This is a genomic window from Bacillus sp. 165 (assembly GCF_017742235.1).
Taxonomy (GTDB): Bacteria; Bacillota; Bacilli; order Bacillales; family Bacillaceae_G; genus JAGHKQ01.
This window is the reverse complement of record NZ_JAGHKQ010000011.1, coordinates 25,845-42,783: the sequence shown is the minus strand read 5'-3', so window position 1 is coordinate 42,783 and position 16,939 is coordinate 25,845. Positions and strand designations below refer to the sequence as shown.

Annotated in this window: 15 protein-coding genes, 1 pseudogene and 2 riboswitches; of the genes and pseudogenes, 6 read left to right on the top strand and 10 right to left on the bottom strand. The window is 40.0% G+C overall.

Annotated features, from left to right (window positions below; translation table 11 throughout):
* Positions 1-57: 57 nt before the first annotated feature.
* Positions 58-834 (bottom strand): ABC transporter ATP-binding protein, encoded by a 777-nt coding sequence (locus tag J7Q84_RS14590; RefSeq protein ID WP_209095350.1) that lies wholly within the window; start codon positions 832-834, stop codon positions 58-60.
* A 3-nt stretch (positions 835-837) separates the two neighbouring features.
* Entirely contained in the window at positions 838-1,827 is a 990-nt protein-coding gene (locus J7Q84_RS14585; protein WP_209095348.1) for an ABC transporter substrate-binding protein, read from the bottom strand.
* Positions 1,828-2,496: 669 nt separating this feature from the next.
* Between J7Q84_RS14585 and J7Q84_RS18440 the strand changes: the two are divergent.
* Positions 2,497-2,817: pseudogene (locus J7Q84_RS18440) on the top strand (3D domain-containing protein); the annotation flags it as partial.
* Positions 2,818-2,918: 101 nt separating this feature from the next.
* On the opposite strand, the gene J7Q84_RS14575 reads toward J7Q84_RS18440, so the two are convergent.
* Both J7Q84_RS14575 and pckA read right to left on the bottom strand, forming a co-directional pair.
* Positions 2,919-3,617 carry a DUF421 domain-containing protein gene (locus J7Q84_RS14575; RefSeq protein ID WP_209095340.1) on the bottom strand — a complete coding sequence of 233 codons (699 nt, stop codon included), beginning with the start codon at positions 3,615-3,617 and terminating at the stop codon, positions 2,919-2,921.
* Between the two features lie 334 nt (positions 3,618-3,951).
* Complete coding sequence (gene pckA / locus J7Q84_RS14570; RefSeq protein WP_209095338.1) at positions 3,952-5,538, bottom strand: phosphoenolpyruvate carboxykinase (ATP); 1,587 nt, start codon at positions 5,536-5,538, stop codon at positions 3,952-3,954.
* A gap of 233 nt (positions 5,539-5,771) precedes the next feature.
* Positions 5,772-5,881, top strand: a riboswitch (SAM riboswitch).
* A 158-nt stretch (positions 5,882-6,039) separates the two neighbouring features.
* Between pckA and metK the strand changes: the two genes are divergently transcribed.
* Entirely contained in the window at positions 6,040-7,239 is a 1,200-nt protein-coding gene (metK, locus tag J7Q84_RS14565; protein ID WP_209095336.1) for a methionine adenosyltransferase, read from the top strand.
* A gap of 209 nt (positions 7,240-7,448) precedes the next feature.
* On the top strand, positions 7,449-8,711 hold the full coding sequence (locus tag J7Q84_RS14560; RefSeq protein ID WP_209095414.1) for an MFS transporter: 1,263 nt from the start codon (positions 7,449-7,451) through the stop codon (positions 8,709-8,711).
* A gap of 306 nt (positions 8,712-9,017) precedes the next feature.
* Here the strand turns inward: J7Q84_RS14560 and J7Q84_RS14555 are convergent, their stop codons facing one another.
* The 3 genes from J7Q84_RS14555 to J7Q84_RS14545 form a co-directional block, all read right to left on the bottom strand.
* The gene (locus J7Q84_RS14555; RefSeq protein ID WP_209095334.1) at positions 9,018-10,154 is read right to left on the bottom strand and encodes a glycosyltransferase family 4 protein; all 1,137 of its coding nucleotides are present in this window, start codon (positions 10,152-10,154) and stop codon (positions 9,018-9,020) included.
* 16 nt (positions 10,155-10,170) lie between these two features.
* Positions 10,171-10,710, bottom strand: coding sequence for a phosphatase PAP2 family protein (locus J7Q84_RS14550; protein WP_209095329.1), 540 nt, complete (start codon positions 10,708-10,710; stop codon positions 10,171-10,173).
* A 199-nt stretch (positions 10,711-10,909) separates the two neighbouring features.
* The gene (locus J7Q84_RS14545; protein ID WP_209095327.1) at positions 10,910-11,425 is read right to left on the bottom strand and encodes a gamma carbonic anhydrase; all 516 of its coding nucleotides are present in this window, start codon (positions 11,423-11,425) and stop codon (positions 10,910-10,912) included.
* 72 nt (positions 11,426-11,497) lie between these two features.
* Here J7Q84_RS14545 and J7Q84_RS14540 point away from each other — a divergent pair, with 72 nt between their 5' ends.
* Both J7Q84_RS14540 and J7Q84_RS14535 read left to right on the top strand, forming a co-directional pair.
* The gene (locus J7Q84_RS14540) at positions 11,498-12,274 is read left to right on the top strand and encodes an alpha/beta hydrolase (protein WP_209095325.1); all 777 of its coding nucleotides are present in this window, start codon (positions 11,498-11,500) and stop codon (positions 12,272-12,274) included.
* A 14-nt stretch (positions 12,275-12,288) separates the two neighbouring features.
* On the top strand, positions 12,289-13,344 hold the full coding sequence (locus J7Q84_RS14535; protein WP_209095323.1) for a tetraprenyl-beta-curcumene synthase family protein: 1,056 nt from the start codon (positions 12,289-12,291) through the stop codon (positions 13,342-13,344).
* Between the two features lie 42 nt (positions 13,345-13,386).
* On the opposite strand, the gene corA is transcribed toward J7Q84_RS14535, so the two are convergent.
* From corA to mnmL, 3 genes are all read right to left on the bottom strand, one after another.
* Positions 13,387-14,358 carry a magnesium/cobalt transporter CorA gene (gene corA, locus J7Q84_RS14530; protein ID WP_209095322.1) on the bottom strand — a complete coding sequence of 324 codons (972 nt, stop codon included), beginning with the start codon at positions 14,356-14,358 and terminating at the stop codon, positions 13,387-13,389.
* 221 nt (positions 14,359-14,579) lie between these two features.
* Positions 14,580-14,742: riboswitch (M-box (ykoK) riboswitch) on the bottom strand.
* Positions 14,743-15,004: 262 nt separating this feature from the next.
* On the bottom strand, positions 15,005-15,577 hold the full coding sequence (mnmM, locus tag J7Q84_RS14525) for a tRNA 5-(aminomethyl)-2-thiouridylate-methyltransferase MnmM (RefSeq protein WP_209095321.1): 573 nt from the start codon (positions 15,575-15,577) through the stop codon (positions 15,005-15,007).
* Positions 15,574-16,533 (bottom strand): tRNA modification radical SAM protein MnmL/YtqA, encoded by a 960-nt coding sequence (mnmL, locus tag J7Q84_RS14520; RefSeq protein ID WP_209095320.1) that lies wholly within the window; start codon positions 16,531-16,533, stop codon positions 15,574-15,576. Before mnmL ends, mnmM begins: the two co-directional genes overlap by 4 nt.
* Positions 16,534-16,673: 140 nt before the next feature.
* On the opposite strand from mnmL, the gene J7Q84_RS14515 reads away from it, so the two are divergent.
* Entirely contained in the window at positions 16,674-16,937 is a 264-nt protein-coding gene (locus J7Q84_RS14515) for a YtzC family protein (RefSeq protein WP_209095319.1), read from the top strand.
* Positions 16,938-16,939: the final 2 nt, after the last annotated feature.

Here is a 16,939-nt window from a genome sequence, read left to right as displayed (position 1 = left end):
ACAGCTCGTTTTTTACGTGTTTCCTGTTTTAGATAATTACGATGAAGAAAGGACAAGTCAAGATTCTTGTAGTTCAAGCTTTTCAAACTCCTTCCATACTACTTGAAAGAGCTTTGTAAATTCTGGGTGTGCTCTCGCCTGAAACGGAGAAAGAGTGCGAATTTCTTTTGGTACAGTAATGATGTTAGCGATGCGTCCTGGCTTAGCATGCAGCAGCACGATGCGGTCACTCATCGCAATTGCTTCTTCAATATCATGAGTCACAAGCACAGATGTTTTTTTGTACTGCTTTAACAGCACATATACAAGTTCTTCAAGCTTCATTTTTGTATGATAATCTAAAGCGGAAAAGGGTTCATCCAGCAACAGAATTTTAGGGTCTGTCGTTAACGTACGCACTAAAGAGGCACGCTGCCGCATTCCGCCTGACAACTGACGAGGATAGTGTTTTTCAACTCCTTTTAATCCTACTTGCGCTAATAAATACAAGCTCTTTTTATGGGTTTGTTCAGTGTAGAGACCCATAGTCTTTAACCCAATCAAAATATTGTCTTCAATTGTTTTCCATGGGAATAAATAATCCTGCTGGAGCATATAACCGATTCCTGCTGCTGTATCTTCAATTTGTGTTCCCTCTAATAAAACTACGCCTTCGATAGGCTTTAAAAGCCCGGAAAGAATGGAAAGAAGAGTGGTTTTCCCACAGCCGCTTGGACCGAGAAAGGAGACAAATTCTCCTTCCTCAATGTCCAAGCTTATATTGGCTAAGATGAGTGCTGCCTCCTGTCTTGTAAAAAAAGCATGATAGACATTTTGTACACTTAAGCAGCTCATGCTTTACTTAACGACCTTTTCAGCAATCTTTGTATTCACTAACGTATCGTGTTCGATTTTTTGTGGAAGCTCTCCAGCCTCTTTCATAATTGCTTGCAGATTATTCCACTCTTCTTCATCCAAGATAGGATTTGTAGCGTAAGAATGCTGATTTTTATAGCGGTCGATGACTTTAATCATAATATCCTCTGGTGTGTCAGGGAAAAACGTTGCCACTTCTTTTGCAATCTCTTCTGGACTGTGCGTATCTACCCATTGCTGTGCTTTATATAAAGCTCTTGTGAATTTCTCAGCAGCCTCCGGATTGTTTTTTAGAAAGCTTTCTTTTGCCATAAAGGTTGTATACGGCACTTTTCCGGACTCTGCTCCGAATGAAGCGACAATATACCCTTTTCCTTCTTTTTCAAAGATGCTGGCTGTAGGTTCAAATAATTGAACAAAATCACCTGTACCAGAAGCAAAGGCACTGGCAATATTAGCGAATTCGATGTTTTGAATTAAATTTAAATCAGCAAATGGATCGATGCCGTGATTTTTCAGTACATATTCTCCTACCATTTGCGGCATGCCACCCTTACGCTGGCCAAGAAATGTACTGCCGATAAGATCACTCCAGTTAAAGGAATCCAGCTTTGTTCGAGAAACAAGGAACGTACCATCTGTTTGTGTAAGCTGTGCAAAGTTAATAACAGGATCCTTTGCTCCTTGGCTATATACGTAAATCGTTGTTTCCGAGCCCACAAGAGCAACATCAATACTATTGGAGAGGAGAGCCGTCATTGTCTTATCCCCACCGGCCGTTGTCTGCAGGTCTATATCCAATCCTTCTTCTTTAAAAAAGCCTTTATTAATAGCGACATATAATGGAGCATAAAACAGAGAACGAGTTACCTCACCGATACGGATTTTTTGGGTTGCTGCTTTTTTATTACAAGCAGCAAAAGTAAAAAAGCTGAGAACGACAATGGTTAATACAATCAAAAATTTACGCAAAAATCATCCCTCCTAAAAGATAATCTAATGTACAGTATGAAGGGTGACAAAAATGTGTGAATGCCTAGAAGCTTTTAGGTCATAACTTCAGAGGAGAAGAGAGGATTAGGAATATATTTACAATTATGTAACGGTAATGTAACGGCTATGTAATAAAGTCGAAGATTAGCTGATTTCTTGTAGAAATATCGATGTTTTTCATCTTTTTTTGCTTACAGTTCGTCGTTTTATGTTACGGTAATATTTCTTTATTAACAAACTAATAACAGTTCAGTGACTTTGCTTGCCCAAGGTTATTACAATCGGTATCATGTGTATACATTAGGAGTGTCAAATACGAATAAAAAGGTGATGTTATTGCGAAGGATAAAAAAACTGATGTCTATCAATGCAATTCCCAGCCTTATTATGGCTATTGGTTTCAGTGGAACGACGGTCGGCATGCATAACCAATACCAAGAGGTGAAAGCACAGCATCAAGAAATCCGCCAGCAAAACGAACAATTTCATAATCAAGTGAAAGACTTGCAAAAGCAAAATGACACTATCCAAAATTCTATACAGCAAAAAGAACAAGAATTGCAGCAAGCGAAGCAACAGCTTCAGGAAAAAGAGCAACAGCTACAGAAAGCTCAACAAACTGCTACTTCTTTGTCTTCACGTGGGAATGAACCTGCTGGAGGACGTGAAATATATGTAAAGGCGACTGCGTATTCCGCTCACCCATCGGAAAACGGAGGAACTTATAATGGAAAAGTATTAACAAAAACTGGATTTAACTTAACTGATAATCCCAATGCAAAGGTCATTGCTGTAGACCCGTCTATCATTCCTCTTGGAAGTACAGTATGGGTAGAAGGTTATGGATATGCTAAGGCTTTAGATACTGGCGGAGCCATTAAGGGAAATCGCATCGATGTTTTTATTACGAGTAAAGAAGAGGGCCGTAAGTGGGGCGTACGCACTGTGCGGGTTAAAATCTTAAAATAGAGATATATAAAATGCATTATTATATATAGTGAACTTTCTAAATGGGAGAGTAAGAAAAAAGCGGCTGCTAGGCCGCTTTTTTCTTTTTTATTGAAACAGTACTACCCTTTTTTTTGAACCACCTGTGCAAATGTTTGGATAAATAATCCATCTGTTTCCAGCCACTCTGCCAAAAATACATCACGATAATCCATGACTCCTTGGTTTTGAAGCTGAATGAATAGCCATTCTTTACTTTGATCAAGATCACGTAATGCATCTAGAAGCAGTTCTCCGTCTCGTATGATGGTTAGAGGAATATGCACAGATGCGGGAGAGAGGTTAATATCTTCTTGGGTGAGTTTTTGATACGGTGATTTTTTTAATATGCTCAGGGAACCATCTGTTTCTAAATAGCAATAGGCGACCTCCCGTATAGAAAACGTTTCAGATTGCCTCAAGAGACTTTGGAGCTGTCTTAGGGTCAGTCTGTTCTTCTTTAACTGTTCTCTGTCAATAATGCCGTTACGAATTAGTATAGAGGGCTTTCCCTCGAATATTGTTTGGAGCCGCATCGATTTTTGTCCCAACATTTCAACAAATACAAGCAGCAACGCCCATAACGTCATAGAATAGATTACATATTGAATTTGTACTTTTTCTTGATACAAAGCATTTCCTAACAATTCACCCAATACGACAGCTGCAATAAAGGTAAAAGGTGTAACTTGGTTAATGATTTTCTTTCCCATAACTTTGACGAGCACAAATAAAAGAAAAAAACCAATAACAAGTTTTGTTGTTAAATGAAATAAGTCCATGTTTTTATTAACTCCAATCGAGTAAAAACTACTACAATTGTAACCATTTTGTTGGAACGTTAATCGATATATTGTTTGATTTGGCTGGGTAATAGGGTATTTCAAGAATAGAAATATAAAGCTATCCATTTATTACAAAATCAGGTATATACATTTATGTCCCAGTACGGGATGTACAATACTTCTTCTCCAGTGTTTAACTCAGAAGTTACCAAGCAAATTCAGCAATATGCACAAACCCAACAACAGACTAATCAGTTTATTCAGCAGAACATGGATATGTAACTAAAATAAAAAGAGAGACTGAATGCACAGTCTCTCTTTTTTATTAGTATTAAGCGAGTGGTCCGCCTAGCTTTACAATGCTTTCTGGTACGCTTGTGAATTTCTCGAAGTTTGTTTTAAACTTGTTAGCAAGCTCTGTTGCCTTCTGTTTGTATGCCTCTTTGTCCGTCCATGTTTTTTCAGGCATTAATACATCGTCAGGTACACCAGGAACATGAAGCGGAATTTCTAGACCAAAGATATCGTCTTTTACTGTTTCCATTTTGTCCAGTTCACCGTTTAATGCTGCTTGCACCATTGCTCTTGTGTAAGAAAGCTTCATGCGGTTTCCTACGCCGTATTCACCGCCGGTCCATCCTGTATTTACTAAGAAGACCTTTGCGTCATGCTTTTCGATTTTTTCCCCTAACATTTCTGCGTAGCGAGAAGCGTTTAATGGCAAGAAAGGAGAACCGAAGCATGTAGAGAATGTAGCTTGCGGAGATGTAATACCGCGCTCTGTGCCTGCTAGTTTGCTTGTGTAACCGCTTAAGAAATGGTACATAGCTTGTTCTTTCGACAGCTTGCTGATTGGAGGTAATACGCCGAATGCGTCAGCCGTTAAAAATACGATTGTATTTGGGTGACCTGCTACACTTGGGAATACGATATTGTCGATAGCATGCATTGGATATGCCGCACGTGTATTTTCCGTTAAAGAAGTATCATCGTAATCTGCTTCGCGTGTTTTTTCATCAACAATTACATTTTCTAATACAGAACCGAATGTGATAGCATCAAAAATTTGCGGTTCTTTTTCACGAGACAAGTTTACGCATTTTGCATAGCAGCCGCCTTCAATATTGAATACACCGTTATCGGACCAGCCGTGCTCGTCGTCTCCGATTAATTTGCGGTGAGGATCAGCGGACAATGTTGTTTTTCCTGTTCCAGATAAGCCGAAGAATAATGCTACATCGCCTTCTTCGCCTACGTTTGCAGAGCAATGCATAGATAGGATATCTTGTTCAGGCAGTAAGTAGTTCATGATAGAGAAAATAGATTTTTTCATTTCTCCCGCATACTCAGTTCCGCCGATTAATACGATACGCTTTTCAAAAGAAACGATAATGAACGTTTCAGAATTTGTTCCATCTACAATTGGATCTGCTTTGAATGTTGGAGCAGATACGATTGTAAATTGTGCGTCATGCGTACCAATTTCTTCTTTTGTAGGGCGAATGAAAAGCTGATGTGCAAATAGGTTGTGCCAAGCAAACTCGTTGATGACTTGGATAGGCAGGCGATAATTATGATCTGCACCTGCATAGCCTTTGAATACAAACAGCTCTTCTTTTTCTTTTAAGTATTCTAATACTTTCGTGTATAGGTTATTGAAATGCTCTTCAGAGATCGGTTGATTTACTACGCCCCAATCAATTTTGTTCTCTGTAGAAGCTTCTTTTACGATAAATTTGTCTTTTGGAGAACGTCCTGTATATTTACCTGTAGCCACAGAAACCGCACCTGTAGAAGTCAATTGACCCTCTTGTCTCATTAGTACTTTTTCTACTAATTCAGAAACACTTAATTGCACGTGCGCATTTTTCCCGTTTAAAAGCTCATGTAATTCGATCTGGACATTAACAGTGCTCATATACATACCATCCTTTGTTTAAATTGTGAAAATTATCAATGCTCTCTCCATCAAAAAGTATAACATATTGATATAAATAATGTATACTATTTATTTCATTTTGTTTGGGTTATTATAATGAAATTTTATCTATTTTAGTTTTTCGACAAAAATAGATAAAATATTGTATTAAGATGTGAATATTCATTGACAAATCTGTTCCATTTTTATATTATAGCGTTTGAACGGATACTCTCTTATCCCGAGCTGGCGGAGGGACAGGCCCTATGAAGCCCAGCAACCTCACATAAAAGTGAAAGGTGCTGAACCTGATGCAAGGCGCTCAAGCCTTGAACGATAAGAGCGAAAGGCAAACAATGAGCACATTAAACCTTTCCTCAAAAAAGGGGAAGGTTTTTTATTTTTCCAGATTGGGAAACCTACTTTATGACGGCTGCAAGTCGCAGCAATTAGGAGATGAGTTCCGTATCATATTTATAAAGGAAGTAGGGAGGTTTACACATGTCAAATAAACGTCGTTTATTTACATCTGAGTCTGTAACAGAAGGCCATCCAGATAAAATTTGTGATCAAATTTCTGATGCTATTCTGGATGCGATTTTAGAAAAGGACGCAAATGCACGTGTAGCATGCGAAACAACAGTAACAACAGGTCTAGTATTAGTAGCGGGTGAAATTACAACTTCTACATATGTAGATATCCCAAAGATCGTTCGCGATACAGTTCGTGAAATCGGTTATACTCGTGCTAAGTATGGCTTCGATGCTGAAACTTGTGCAGTATTAACATCAATTGATGAGCAATCTCCTGACATCGCAATGGGTGTGGATCAAGCACTAGAGGCTCGTGAAGGATCTATGACAGATGAGGAAATCGAAGCAATCGGTGCTGGTGACCAAGGTTTAATGTTTGGTTATGCATGTAACGAAACAAAAGAGTTAATGCCATTGCCAATCTCACTTGCTCACAAATTATCGCGCCGTTTAACTGAAGTGCGTAAGGATGACACATTACCATACCTTCGTCCTGACGGTAAAACACAAGTGACTGTAGAGTATGATGAAAATAACCAACCTGTTCGTATCGATACAATTGTAATTTCTACACAGCATCACCCAGAAATTACACATGAGCAAATCGAGCGCAACATTAAAGAATATGTAATCAAGCCAATCGTTCCAGCGGAATTAATTGATGAGGACACAAAATACTTCATCAATCCAACTGGCCGTTTCGTAATCGGCGGACCTCAAGGTGACGCGGGTCTAACAGGCCGCAAAATCATCGTAGACACTTACGGCGGATACGCTCGTCACGGTGGCGGTGCATTCTCTGGTAAAGATCCTACAAAAGTAGACCGCTCTGCGGCTTATGCGGCTCGTTACGTGGCGAAAAACATCGTAGCAGCAGGTCTTGCTGATAAAGCGGAAGTACAGCTAGCTTATGCAATCGGCGTAGCACAGCCTGTATCTATCGCAGTTGACACATTTGGAACAGGCAAAGTGTCTGAAGAAGTATTAGTGGAACTAGTACGTGAAAACTTTGACCTTCGTCCAGCAGGCATTATCAACATGCTGAACCTTCGCCGTCCAGTGTATAAGCAAACTGCAGCATACGGTCACTTCGGCCGTAATGACCTAGACTTAACTTGGGAACGCACAGACAAAGCGGAAACATTAAAACAACAAGCAGGACTATAATATAGGAAGACTCATGCGAAAGCATGGGTCTTTTTTTATGTTGGTGCAAAAAGAGAGAGGGAATGGAGCAAATAATTGAGGGAAGTGGTGCAACAAAGCAAGTAATCAGTGAAATAAATAATTCCATTGCGCCGTAGCATATTAGGGTAAATACCCGGTGTAAGGTGCATTAAAATATGATAAAATTTTCTGGAAAAGGGGGAGTTATCATAGGAATCTTTCAAAACCGCAACTTTCGAAAACTGTTTTTTGCTATGTTTACATCACAGCTGGGAACGACTGTTGGCAATATGGCGTTTGCATTTTATTTATTGGATCGCTTTAGCAATCAGCCATCTTATGCGACACTGGCAGAATTGATGTATGCCCTGCCTACCTTGTTTGTCTTTTTTATCGTTGGTGTTTTGGCGGACCGAATGGATCGGAAGCGTATTGCGGAAAACTCCGATTGGATTCGAGCTGGATTAACAGTGCTTCTGTTTATTGCTGTTTACAATGAAGCATTGTTTTTTGTGTTTTTCATTTTATTTATTCGCAGTGCGGTGGCAAAATTTTTTACTCCTGTGGAAACGAGTTTAGTGCAAGGAGTATTGAATAAAGAGCAATATATGCAGGCGGCGGGTCTGAATCAAACGGTGGTTGGAATGTTCATGCTGTTTGGCGTCGGTCTAGGTGCGCTGGCATATAAGTTTATTGGCATTGAAGGAGCTGTTATTGCAGATGGCATAAGCTTTATTATTTCAGCCTTTCTTATTCGAAGCTGCACTATTCCAAATGAAGTACGCCTTCCGAATGGAAAAGCAGAGTGGAGGGATATTCAGCTTAGAACGGTACTGGCTGATTTTCGTCAAGGAATTGCCTATATTGTCCAGTATAAGCTGCTTTTGTCCATCATTTTTGGTTTCTTTATATTTGGGATAATTAATGGAGGCTTTGCGGTACTTCCAATTTTTACAATGAAATACAAGCTTGCTCCTGACAGCTATGAAACCTATTCCTCGCTGTTTTCTGTATTTCTTGGGACAGGATTTATCATTGGCAGCATAATTGGAAATCCGATTATGAAAAGTATGAAGCCGTATCAAATGATAATCGGAGGAATTTTTGCAACAGGGCTGTTAACTTTATCCTTTGGCTTCACGCAAAACGTCTGGATATATCTCTCTTTAATTTTCGTGACAGGCTTGATTTTAGCTCCTGTCAACATTGCATTAAATGGGTGGATGACGGAGCTTGTTGATCCGAAGATTATGGGTCGTGTAAGTGCTTGGATTGATCCTCTCATGATGTCAGCCCATTCATTAGCATTGGGAGCAGTTGCTATCGTATTTCCACGATGGGTAAATGTGGATACGATGTATTACGTTCTAGCTTTGTTAATGTTTGTTGTGTCTTTCTATTATTTACTTGTGCTTCCTCGTCTTGTACGTCAAAGAGAAGCCGTGCTTGTAAAAGAAGAGATATCTATGTAAGAGTAAAAAGTGTCCTGTGAGGGCACTTTTTTTGAACAGACTAAATATAGAAGTTTGTTATATCAATATTCTGATAAGCATTCATAGAGGAACATAAAGGTGCTGAAGTCAACATACAAGTTTTTATTCGTTTAGCTTCTTTATTGTATACAGTCCTAGTATTTTTCACTGAAAGTGAATCAAAAGCAAAGCATGAAACTGTAAAAGGGTTTTTTATGGGTGGATATATGTAATAAGTGTTCTCGACATTCATGATTTTTGCTGTTTGGAGGTTTTGCTCCAGACGAAAAAACACCTCCAAGGTAATTAGGCCAATAATTCGTTGTGTGGAGCATGAATTGTATCAGCATATTCCATGAGCAGGTTTGAAAAAATTTGGTCCCAGCTTTGGGAAAGAGCATATTCACGGGCATGAAGCTCTAAGGAAATTCGTTTCTCTGGGTTGGATAAGATGTCATATAATCGTGCAACAAATTCATCGGTTTGTTTTGGTTCACATAAATAGCCGTTTTTATTGTGAGTAATGATGTTTTTTACTCCTCCAGCATTGGCGCCAATGACGGGAGTACCGGATGCCAGAGATTCAAGGACTACATTTCCAAACGTTTCCGTCGCAGAAGGAAATACCATCGCATGAGAAGCGGCGTATACATGTGCCAATTTCTCTCCTGTTAAGTATCCAGTAAAGGTAGCGTTATGTGGGCAGGCTTCTTTTAATTCGGACGCTAACGGACCGTCACCGACAATCATCCAATGAATGGAAGCGTCGGATTCTGTACGTTTCATGATGGAAGATAATGTATCGATATCTTTTTCAGGAGCAATACGCCCTACATAAGAAACAATATGCTTGGCAGTAATATTGTAATGTTTTCGCAATGTTGCTTCATCATAATGAGGATGCAGCAAGCTGCAATCGACGCCTCGGCTCCAAATATGAAGGTCTTGAAACCCTTTTTTCTTTAATTGCTTTAATGTTTCTTGTGATGGAACAAAGGTTTTTTGAAGAGAACGATGAAACCACTTCAAGTAATTCCATAGCATATTGGAGAAAAAGTCCATTTTGTAATAATGGAGATAAGCGTCAAAATCAGTATGATAGGAGCCTACAAGAGGAATATCTAGTTTTTTTGCGTAGTACATGCCACACAATCCCATGTTAAAAGGGGTGGCAACATGAATGATATCTGGCTGAAAGGCAAGCAATTCACGTTTGATGGAAATGGGATTCGGAATGGCGATGCGGCATTCCGGATACAATGCGAGGGGAATGCTCCGCATTTTTTTAACGTTGGCAACAAAATTCTCCTCCGCAGTATTTTGAGGCGCGAATACATGGTAGGACATGTTGTTGCGTTCTAGGTATTTAGTAAAACGCTCTAATGTTTTAGCTACGCCGTTTACTTGCGGTGCAAAGGTGTCCGTAAAGATTGCAATTTTCATCCAATAACCCTCCATCTTACAAGAATAAAATAAGTTGAAAGTACGATATGAAGCCCGCTGATGTTCCTAAAGCCACACCGACTAATACATCTGATGGAAAATGAAGACCGAGATAAATACGAGAGATGCCAACACTCAGAGCAAGCGGGAGGAGAAGGAGCACGAGCACCGGTGCGTATAATATAAATGGGATGACAAGGGAAAAAATGGCTGTCGTATGACCGGATGGGAATGAGTGATCCTTCAATGGATTTAATGGATAACGCATTCCGTCCACCGTTAAATATGGACGTTTCCTTGGATATAGCTTTTTGCAAATTTGTACTGGAATGTGGCTGATTGCAAGAGAGATGGCACTTGCGATAGCAGTTTGCTGCAAATTTCCTTTTGCAAGCAGCATTGTAACCAGTGCAACTGTAATCGTAAAAGAGGCACTGCCGAGATGTGTAATAGTTCGAAAATACACATTTAATGTTTTTCTGTCAAAGTGGCGGTTAATCCCTCTCAAAATGTAACACTCTATTTGATATAAGGCGCTGATTGATTTTGCTATCATTCAGCGGCACCCCCTTAATAAAATATACTTGGAACAACACCTTCATTTTAATAAGATTTTGTTGAGGAACTGATAAGGTAATGTAAAGAAACGGTGGAGAAAATCTAAATAAATGTAAAGAAAATTCTGTTAAATAAGTAAGATGAATTGAAATTTTAACAAGTGCAGGATAAATAAAAAAACAAGCGAGAGAAAATACTCACTTGTTTTGCAGACTTTTATAATATTGTCCTTTTTCTACATATTCCCGGCGGATACGCGCCATATCTTGCTTATCTTCATCTGTTAATTCACGTATTACTTTAGCGGGGCGGCCGAATGCCAATGTGTTAGGCGGGATTTTTTTTCCTTGTGCAACAAGGCTTCCTGCACCGATAAATGCACCTTCGCCAACTTCTGCACCATCTAAAACGATAGATCCCATGCCGATTAACGCGTCTTTTTTTATGGTGCAGCTATGTAAAATGACTTGGTGTCCTACTGTTACGTCATCTTCGAGTATCAGGGGATACTTTGGGCTTTGATGAAGAGTGCATTGGTCTTGCACGTTAACACGGTTGCCGATAATAGTAGGAGAAACGTCTCCACGGATTACAGTATTAAACCAAATACTGGATTCTTCTCCTATGACAACGTCACCTGTAATCGTTACATAATCAGCAATAAAGGCAGAGGCTGCAATTTTTGGTTCTTTGTCTTTAAAGGGATAAATCATCATTCGAGCTCCTTTATCTATAGTCTAGTTCTAGTGTAGCAAACAAAAGAAATTTATGTAAGGAGGCATTGTATGTGGAAGTGGGAAGCGGAACAGGCAAAAGCTGTTCTTGTCATTGTTCACGGAGCGATGGAGCACCACGGACGGTATCTAAGCTTGATTGATATGTGGACAGCAAATGGATTTCATGTAGTAATGGGAGATTTACCAGCACATGGAACAAGTTCGAGAAAACGAGGACATATCAATAGCTTTGACGAATATATTCAAGCAGCCGAGGAATGGGTGACAGAAGCAAAGCAATACAATCTGCCTTTATTTTTGCTTGGTCATAGTATGGGAGGACTTATCATCATTCGAGCTCTTCAAGAATCCAGCTTTAAGGCTGAGGGAGTGATTCTGTCCTGTCCGTGCTTAGGGGTATGTGTCCCATTGCCTGCACCTTTACGTGCTGCTTCCAAAATACTGAATGTTATTGCCCCTACCTTGCAATTCAATTCAAATTTAACGGCAGAAATGGCAACAAGAAACAGAGAGGTTCGCGATTCGATGGAAAATGATTCATTATACCTGCGAAAAGTATCGGTGAGATGGTATAGTGAATTAATAAAAGCTGTAAAAATCGCTCATGAGAAGGTAGCGACATTTCCTGATATTCCTCTTTTGATTATGCAGGCCTGTGAGGACCGATTAGTGGACAAAGTGCGTGTCAGGGAGTGGTTTGATAAGCTTCCAACAGGGGATAAAGCATATAAAGAGTGGGATAAGTGCTATCATGATTTGTTCGATGAATATGAAAAAGACAAGGTATTTTCATTTGCAAAGCATTATGTAGAAGCACATTTGTGAAGAGGTGATAAGAAATGGGCGTACCAAACAATCCTATAAGCTTGATGGGGAAGGTATATCGTAAAGTATTTCCATGTGTGCACGAAGAATTGAGTGGCTGGACGCATTTAGCGAGGTCAATTCCAAATGAAGAATTGAGAAAGCAAGCGCTTGCCAGTATCGAGCATAAGACATTCCATTGTGAAGGCGGTGGCATTTTAGCACTTCTTGCCGGCAAGCACATTAAAGAATGTGTTCGATTCGTCGTGGCATACCAGACCATCAGTGATTACTTAGACAACCTTTGTGATCGAAGTACCTCGCTTGACCCTATTGATTTTGAAGCTTTACATGAATCGATGCTCCATGCGTTAACGCCGGGCAGTGAACCAATAAACTATTACCGTTTCCGTGATGAGCAGGATGATGGGGGATATTTGGCAGCTTTAGTGCAAACCTGTCAAAATGTACTGAAAAAAACAAAGCACTATGATAAAATTGGCAGCACTTTGCGTGAGTTGGCACAGTATTATTGTGATCTGCAGGTACATAAGCATGTGAAGCTAGAAGAACGAGAAGGTCGTTTGCAAGCATGGTTCGAGATGCATAAACCAAAGCTTCCTCATATGCACTGGTTTGAATTTTCTGCTTGTGCCGGTTCTACTCTCGGGATTTTCTGTCTGGTCGCCTATGCGTTTCATGACAAATTGAGTGAGGAGCAAATTCATAAAATTAAACAAGGATATTTTCCTTACGTACAAGGACTTCATATTTTACTGGACTATTTCATTGATCAAGAAGAAGATCGGCAAGGTGGAGATTTGAATTTTTGCAGCTATTATGAAAGTCATGGAGAAACAGCGGAGCGTTTCCGCCATTTTGTAGTGGAAGCAGATCGTAATATTCAAGGCTTGCCGCATGCAAAGTTTCATCGTCTCATCAATCGAGGGTTGTTAGGGTTGTATTTATCCGATCGAAAGGTGCAAGAGCAAAGAGAAATACGTGAGCTCGCGAATCGGCTTGTTAAGTATGGCGGAATGACTTCTTATTTCTTTTATATGAATGCAAAGCTGTATCGAAAGGTGCAATAGAAGAATGGAAAAAGCTGACACCCTTAAAGGGCGTCAGCTTTTTTACAACAATTCATTCTTTTTAAAGTATCTCCACATGCCCCATGTCAGTCCCATCAAGCTGACAAAAATAACAACTGTCGCAACTGGAGAATGCTGATACGGTAACGGTACATTCATTCCAAAAAAACCAGTTACAAATGTCAGTGGAAGCATAATGGTCGAGATGATGGTTAAGACGTTTAGCTTTTGGCTGGACTTTGCGCTAATGATAGAATAGTACGTATCAAGCGCACTGTTCACCAAATCCCGATAGGTTTCAGTCGAATCCACAATCCGTTCGATATGATCAATCAAGTCTGTATAAAAGGGAATATTATCTTCCTGAATGTTAAACTTCCAACGACCATTGATGGTAAGAAAAATCCTTCTTTGAGGCAAAATCACTCGGCGAATTAAAATAATCGTCCGTTTCAAGGCCAAAAATTCTTCTGTTACTTCTTTCACTTCTTCATCATACATTTCATCTTCTAGTTCATCGATACGCACCCCGATGCGGTCTAAAGTCGGAAAATATTCATCAGTAATGCCATCTATTAACGCATATAAAAGAAAATCGGCACCTCTGTTCATATATTTGGCGCTGACAGAGCAAACGGCATCCATCTGCCGAAGCCAACGAAGCGTGTGCTTATGAATCGTTACCACATAATTAGGTCCTAAAAACACATTCAGCTCCAGTGTCGTAATCTCGTTATCGCTTTCTTCATTGTACCGAAGTGCATGAAATACGAAAAATTTATAATCCTCATAATCATCCACTTTTGCTCTCGGGCTGTCGTGCAGACAATCTTCAATTGCTAGCGGGTGAAAGCTAAATATTTTTGCAATCTCATAAAGCTCATGCGTCTTTATATCATATATATCGATCCAAAGCATATTCTCCTGATCGGACAAATGCTCCCGAATATCTTGCAATGCAATATTTTGCTGCATGACCTGCTCTTTTGCATTGTATAGATATGTTTTAATCATTGTGGTTCACCTCTTCTTCATGTTACGAGGTGCCGCAGTTATCCTAATTGAAGAGAGAGGAACAACTGCCTGCCTCGCTCATTGATATGGGTATCGGCACCGAATCACCGACTGACATTGTTCCTCACCTCCAGAATTCAAAATGAAAACCTCTACTCGTTAAGAGCAGAGGCTGTTTTTCATAAATGCACTAATAAAACTGCTTATTTGTAAGCAGTTTGCCGCCTCTCCCTCGTTGAGTTTTAGCATTGTATGGCATAGGGTTGCACCAGCTGCATTAAGAACGACCTTATGCCGATCGTTCCTGTTGACCCATTGGCGTCTCTCGACATTTTTGGGCAGCAGCATATCTCCATACAAGAGCCTCACCTAACAGAGATTATTTAATTACCAATTGGATTGTATCACCGCAATATATGAGCGTCAATTCAATTTTGTGAATCTTTATTGTTTTACAGAGGCGGTTATTTTAGAAATCGGTAAAGCAAGAGCAGAAATCGGCGAAGTGGGAGAAGAAATCAGCGAGGAGATGCAGAAATCAGTGAAGCTTTATCAAAGTCGTTGTCCAGGGGAATCCTCATTTATTCCAGAAATAAAAAAACCGATACATACAGGTGTATCGGTTTCTTCTACTAGTGGCTCTATGTTATCGCTTTTCAATTGCCACAATAAATGGCGGGTTGTTTGCTTGATTGATGAACTGATAACGAAGGATATGTGCTTTCTTTTGATCGAGCGTGGAAACATAATGTAGCACCTCATCACGCTCAATTTGTCCTTCTGGGTGACCGTGATATATAACTAGAACGATAATGCCTTCGATTGCCATGATTTCAAGAAGCTGCTCGATTGCTTCAATCGTAGAATTCGGCTTTGTGACAATGTCTTTGTCGCCGCCCGGGAGGTAGCCGAGATTGAAAACAGCGCCGGTTACGTTACCTACCGCGTCTTCAGGCAGACATGTAAGAAGATTTTCATGACCTGTTTTGAATAGCTGGGCACGATCTGCAAGATGGTTTTCTTTTAATCGCACAGCTGTAGCTTGTATTGCCTGTTCCTGAATATCAAATGCGAATACTTTTCCAGTATCTCCGACCAGCTCGGCTAAAAAGCATGTATCATGACCGTTGCCGGCAGTAGCATCAACAGCGTAAGTTCCTGGCTGCACGGCTGTTTGCAGCAGAGTACGGGCAAACGGCAAAATACGCTCTAGCTTCATACGCTTTCTACTTTCTCAGCGTATTTGCCTTGCCAGCTGCCACGGCGAACAAATTCCGCATCAATGGCATTTAATACTTCCCATTTTTTTAAGCTCCACATCGGACCAATCATCAAATCAGGCGGACCGTCCCCTGTAATACGATGCACAATAACATCTGACGGAATAATCTCTAGTTGGTCTACAACAAGGCTTACGTAATCCTCAAGGGACAGAAACTCAAGCATTCCCTTTTCGTATTGCTTTACCATAGGAGTTCCTTTAAGCAGGTGCAGCAAATGAATTTTAATGCCTTGAATATCCAACTTAGCTACTTCACGTGCTGTTTCCATCATCATGTCATAATTTTCAAGAGGCAAGCCGTTAATGATGTGGGAGCACACGCGGATATTATGCTTACGCAGTTTTTCTACACCTTCCACATACGTTTGATAATCATGAGCACGGTTAATGAGGAGTGCAGTACGTTCATGAACCGTTTGCAGCCCAAGCTCAATCCACAAATAAGTACGTTTATTTAAATCAGCTAAATACTCCACAACATCATCTGGTAAGCAATCAGGGCGCGTAGCGATGGAAAGACCCACTACTCCTTCTTGCTCCAAAAGAGGTTCAAAGGTTTTCTTTAACACCTCTACTGGTGCGTGAGTGTTTGTAAATGCTTGAAAATAGGCCATGTATTTGCCGTTTTTCCACTTTTCATGCATTTTCTCTTTAATATTGTGGAACTGTGTAATCACATCTTCTGTACGATTTCCTGCAAAATCACCTGAGCCTGCTGCGCTGCAGAATGTACAGCCCCCAAATGCAACTGTACCATCACGGTTCGGACAGTCAAAGCCGGCATCAATTGATACCTTAAATACCTTTTCGCCAAATTGCTGGCGTAAATGATAATTCCATGTATGATAACGTTTATTGTCATTAGAATATGGAAATGGATTTTGGTTATTCATAACTTTCCTCCTTGCAAAAAACTATCTATATAAACAAAACATTGCAGTAAAAATACAAGCAAAATTCATTATATCATACTTATAGAGTTTACACTCTTGGGAACAATAATCACGATAACAACTGCGAGGAGGATTGGTGCATGACAGATCGTTATTCGATTGATCAATGTATCCATCAAGCTGAAGAGGCTTTGAAATATGGTAAACAACAGTTAGAAGAAGGAATGAAGCAAGAGCATTATAATGATTTGAATTATACTGACGCCCAGGTTCATCTTGAACAAGCATACTTAGAAGTTGAAAAGATGGAGCGTCATGCCAATGCTGAACAAAAAGAGCGTTTATATCGAACCCGCTTGCAAATTCAGCAATTGCAAAATCAAATGATTACTACTCCTCACTAAGA